This is a genomic window from Arenimonas sp., from assembly GCF_022842045.1.
Classification (GTDB): Bacteria; Pseudomonadota; Gammaproteobacteria; order Xanthomonadales; family Xanthomonadaceae; genus Arenimonas.
The window spans coordinates 1-4728 of the sequence record NZ_JALHQI010000111.1; the positions used below are offsets into that span (position 1 = coordinate 1).

At 64.9% G+C, this 4728-nt stretch carries 3 protein-coding genes; 2 read left to right on the top strand and 1 reads right to left on the bottom strand.

Annotated features, from left to right (window positions below; genetic code table 11):
- A partial coding sequence (locus Q0C12_RS14535; RefSeq protein ID WP_290891449.1) for a chromate resistance protein ChrB domain-containing protein occupies window positions 1-821 on the bottom strand: 821 nt, incomplete at its 3' end.
- 223 nt (window positions 822-1044) lie between these two features.
- Between Q0C12_RS14535 and Q0C12_RS14540 the strand changes: the two genes are divergently transcribed.
- Both Q0C12_RS14540 and Q0C12_RS14545 read left to right on the top strand, forming a co-directional pair.
- The gene (locus Q0C12_RS14540; RefSeq protein ID WP_011013255.1) at window positions 1045-1605 is read left to right on the top strand and encodes a recombinase family protein; all 561 of its coding nucleotides are present in this window, start codon (window positions 1045-1047) and stop codon (window positions 1603-1605) included.
- A gap of 2 nt (window positions 1606-1607) precedes the next feature.
- Complete coding sequence (locus Q0C12_RS14545; RefSeq protein WP_011013256.1) at window positions 1608-4577, top strand: Tn3 family transposase; 2970 nt, start codon at window positions 1608-1610, stop codon at window positions 4575-4577.
- Window positions 4578-4728: the final 151 nt, after the last annotated feature.

Genomic DNA, 4728 nt, shown 5'->3' on the forward strand with positions numbered 1-4728 from the left:
GCTTCCGCGACCGGGAGTCCCCCAACATCCAGGCAATGCACGAGCTCGCCCAGCCGTACCAGTGCAGGGGCGGAATCAAGTCCGAAACTCGCCAGCAGCGTCTCGAAGGTGACCTTGGTGCCCACGTGGCTGAAGGCCGCGCCGTCGAAGTCGAAGCCGAGCCAGCCATTGCGGCAGTCGGCGGGATTCGCCAGCCAGACGATGCGAGCGCTCGGGTCGATGAAACGCCGGATCAGCCAGGCCGAAGCGAGTCGGTCCACCCACGGGCGCGCCCGCGTGGCCCAGGTCCGGCCCTGATAGTCGGCGCGGTCCAGCCGCGGAACATCCGCCTGCCGGGCGGTCGGCTCGTCGGGAGACATGCGGCGGGTGATCGCGTCGCGCAGGTCGTCCAGCAGGCTCAAGGTCTGCCGCTGCGCCTCGCCGGGAAAGAAATCGATGCGCGCCACCTGCTCGAAGCGGCGCACGAGCGGCTGGAGCTTGCGTGCGGCGGCGGCGCCATCCAGGGATGTCAGGCTCCGCCCGAGTTCCTTGATCTCCTCGGCGATGCCGGCGTACTCCTCGCCCCGGTCGAACAGGGCGCGCAGCGCGGCCTCCTGGGCTTCCTCGCACCCCGAGAGTCGATAGACCTCGCCGCTGCCCCCGACTTCCACCGCCTGCGCCGCCACTTCGTCCAGCGCCGCGGCACTGTCGGCCGAGTCAGGCAGCAGGTAGACCCCATCGCGCAGCGTCGCGCAACCCAGCGCCTTGACGGAGCGCCAGACGCGCATGCGGCCGGTCGATGCCTTGGTGGGGAGGCTGATGAACAGGGCAAGAAAGCTCAAGCACGGGCTCCTTGGTCAGAAGGCAGTGAGAAATGTGATATATACTACAGAACGTTATAGAAGTAACTAAAGTCATGATGAAGCGTCAATTTAAGGCATACCCTAACCTGGCGTCAGCCCCCGGGCTGTAAAACGTCAGAATAGAGTCACTTCCAGAATTAATTGACATGTCCCGTCAAGGGTCATAGATTTCTTCCTGACACAAGGGCCTCAGGAGGACACTGTGCACGGTCAGCGCATCGGCTACGTCCGCGTCAGCAGCTTCGACCAGAACCCGGAACGGCAGCTCGAACACATCCAGGTGGACAAGGTGTTCTCCGACAAGGCGTCGGGCAAGGACACCCAGCGCCCCGAGCTGGAACGGCTGCTCGCCTTCGTGCGCGAGGGCGACACGGTGGTGGTGCACAGCATGGACCGCCTGGCGAGGAACCTCGACGACCTGCGCCGCCTGGTGCAGCGCCTCACCCAGCGCGGCGTGCGCATCGAGTTCGTCAAGGAACACTTGACATTCACCGGCGAGGATTCGCCGATGGCGAACCTGATGTTGTCGGTGATGGGCGCATTTGCCGAGTTCGAGCGCGCTCTGATCCGCGAGCGGCAGCGCGAGGGGATCGCGCTCGCCAAGCAGCGCGGGGCCTACCGGGGCCGCAAAAAGGCGCTCGCGCCCGAGCAGGTAGCCCAACTGCGCCGTCGCGCTGCAGCCGGCGAGAAGAAGGCACAGCTTGCCCGCGAGTTCGGCATCAGCCGGGAAACTGTGTATCAATACCTGAGAACGGATGACTGACCATGCCGCGCCGCAGTCTGCTAACGTCCGTCGAGCGCACCGGCCTGCTCGCCTTTCCGGCCACTGACGACGAACTCATCCAGCATTACACCTTCGCCGAAGCCGACCTGTCGGTGATCCGCCAGCGGCGCGGCAGCCACAACCGGCTCGGCTTCGCGGTGCAGTTGTGCTACCTGCGCTATCCCGGCTTTGCCCTGCCGACGGATGCGGAGCCACCCGTCTCCCTGCTGGACATCGTCGGCCGCCAGTTGCGTATCGAGCCGGACATCTGGCCGCAGTATGCGCAACGGCCGGAAACGCGACGCGAGCACCTGTTGGAGTTGCAGGCGTGGCTGAAACTGACACCGTTCACGGTCACCGACTACCGGCACTTCGTTCACCAGCTCGCCGATCTGGCACAGCAGACCGACCGAGGTATCGTGCTGGCCGAAGCGCTGATCGAGTTGCTGCGGCAGCAGCGCATCATCCTTCCGACCATCGAGGTCATCGAGCGCGTGTGCAGCGAGGCGCTGACACGCGGCACGCGCCAAGTCTATGAAGCGCTCACCGCGCCACTGGGTGATTTCCACCGCCGCGCGCTTGACGGCCTGCTGGCGATTCGCGAGGGCACCAAAGGCAGCGGGCTGATCTGGCTACGCCAACCGCCTGGCCCGGCGAAGCCCAAGCATGTGCTGGCCCACCTCGAACGACTGAAGACCCTCCGCGACCTGGTGCTGCCGGGCGACCTGGAACACGCCATTCACCAGAACCGCCTGCTGAAGCTCGCCCGCGAGGGCGGACAGATGACCGCCCAGCACCTTCGCGACCTGGAGCCGAGTCGCCGCTTTGCGACCCTGGTCGCGGTAGTCCTCGATACCCGCGCCACCCTCATCGACGAGATCATCGACCTGCACGACCGTTTCATGGGTTCGCTGTTCAGCAAGGCCAAGCGCAATCACGCCGACCGCTTCCAGCAGTCCGGCAAGGCGATCAACGACAAGGTGCGGCTGTACTCTCGTATCGGTCGCGCCCTGCTGGAAGCCAAGCAATCGGGCAGCGACCCGTTCGCCGCCATCGAGGCGATCATCCCCTGGGACGTATTCAGCGAAAGCATCACCGAAGCGGAAGCGCTGGCCCGGCCGGAGGACTTCGATTTCTTGTCCTTGGTCGGCGACGGCTTCACCCAGCTCCGGCGCTACACGCCGACCCTGCTGGAGGCGTTGAGCATGAAGGCCGCGCCTGCGGCGCGCGAGCTGCTCGCCGCCGTCGAAATGCTCAAGGGGATGAACGACCGTCAGGCACGCAAGGTGCCGGACGACGCGCCCACGTCCTTCGTGCGCAAGCGCTGGGAGAACCTGGTGCGCACGGACGATGGGCTGGATCGGCGCTTCTATGAGCTGTGCATTCTGTCCGAACTGAAGAACTCACTGCGCTCCGGCGACATCTGGGTGCAGGGCTCGCGCCAGTTCAAGGACTTCGAGGACTACCTGTTGCCGCCGCCGCGATTCGCGGCGCAGCGTGACCAGCGCGAATTGGGTCTGGCCGTGGAGACCGACTGCGAGCGCTTTCTGGAGGCGCGGCTCGCGGTGCTGCAAGAGCAACTGGCGACAGTCGAGCGGCTGGCCGCCGCCAACGAACTGCCCGATGCGGCCATCACCAGCACCGGGAGAATCAAGATTTCTCCGCTGGACAACGCCGTGCCCGACGAGGCCGAGGTGCTGATGCAGCAGGCGTACAGCTTGCTGCCGCACCTGAAGATCACCGAACTGCTGCTGGAAGTCGATGGCTGGACCGGCTTCAGCCGCCACTTCAAGCACCTCAAGAGTGACGAGGCGGCCGAAGACCAACACCTACTGCTGACGACCGTTCTCGCCGACGCCATCAACCTGGGGCTCTCGAAGATGGCCGAGTCCTGCCCCGGTGTGACCTACGCCAAGCTGACGTGGTTGCAGGCGTGGCACATCCGCGACGAGACCTATTCGGCGGGTCTGGCCGAGGTGGTCAACGCCCAGTTTCGTCAGCCCTTCGCCGCCTACTGGGGCGATGGCACTACCTCGTCGTCGGATGGGCAGAACTTCAAGGCCGGCGGCCGGGGGCAAGCCGCCGGCCAAGTGAACTTGAAGTACGGTCAGGAACCAGGCGTGCAGTTCTATACCCACATCTCCGACCAGTACGCGCCGTTCCACACCAAAGTCATCAATGCCACGGTGCGCGACGCCACCCACGTCCTGGACGGGCTGCTGTATCACGAATCCGACCTGCGCATCGAAGAACACTACACCGACACGGCTGGCTTCACCGATCACCTGTTCGCGCTGATGCACCTGTTGGGCTTCCGCTTTGCCCCGCGCATCCGCGACCTGGCCGACAAGCGCCTGTTTATCCATAGCGACGCCAAGCAGTACCCGACGCTCGCCGGCCTGATCGGCGGCAACGTCAACGTGAAGCACATCCGCGCCCATTGGGACGAAATCCTGCGGCTGGCCGCCTCGATCAAGCAGGGCACGGTGACGGCCTCGCTGATGCTCAGGAAGCTCGGCAGCTATCCGCGCCAGAACGGTCTGGCCGTGGCTCTGCGCGAACTGGGGCGCATCGAGCGCACGCTGTTTGCGCTCGACTGGATGCAGAACGTCGAATTGCGCCGCCGTGTGCAGATTGGCTTGAACAAGGGCGAAGCCAAGAACGCGCTGGCCCGCGCTGTGTTCTTGAACCGGCTCGGTGAAATCCGTGACCGCAGTTTCGAGAACCAGCGCTACCGCGCCAGCGGCCTCAATCTGGTGGTGGCGGCAATCATCCTGTGGAACACCGTCTACCTGGGGCGGGCGGTCCAGGCGCTGCGGGACTCGGGTAAGAACATCGACGAACGGCTGCTGCCGCATCTTTCGCCGCTGGGCTGGGAGCACATCAACCTGACCGGCGATTACATCTGGCGGCAGAACAAGCAGGTCGCGCAAGGCAAGTTCCGGGCGCTACGAATGCCTGGCGAGGCTTAGCGTACGATTTTTTCCGTTTCGTGAGCTGACCCCGTCATCGTCGGACGGCCAGAACTTCCGCACCGGCAGCAAGGCCGAGAGCACCGGCCACATCAATCCGAAATACGGCAGCAGCCCAGGGCGGACGTTCTACACCCATATCTCCGACCAG

Excerpts from the sequence above, each read along its gene's own strand:
- Q0C12_RS14545 (WP_011013256.1), top strand. The coding sequence starts at position 1,608 with ATGCCGCGCCGCAGTCTGCTAACGTCCGTCGAGCGCACCGGCCTGCTC.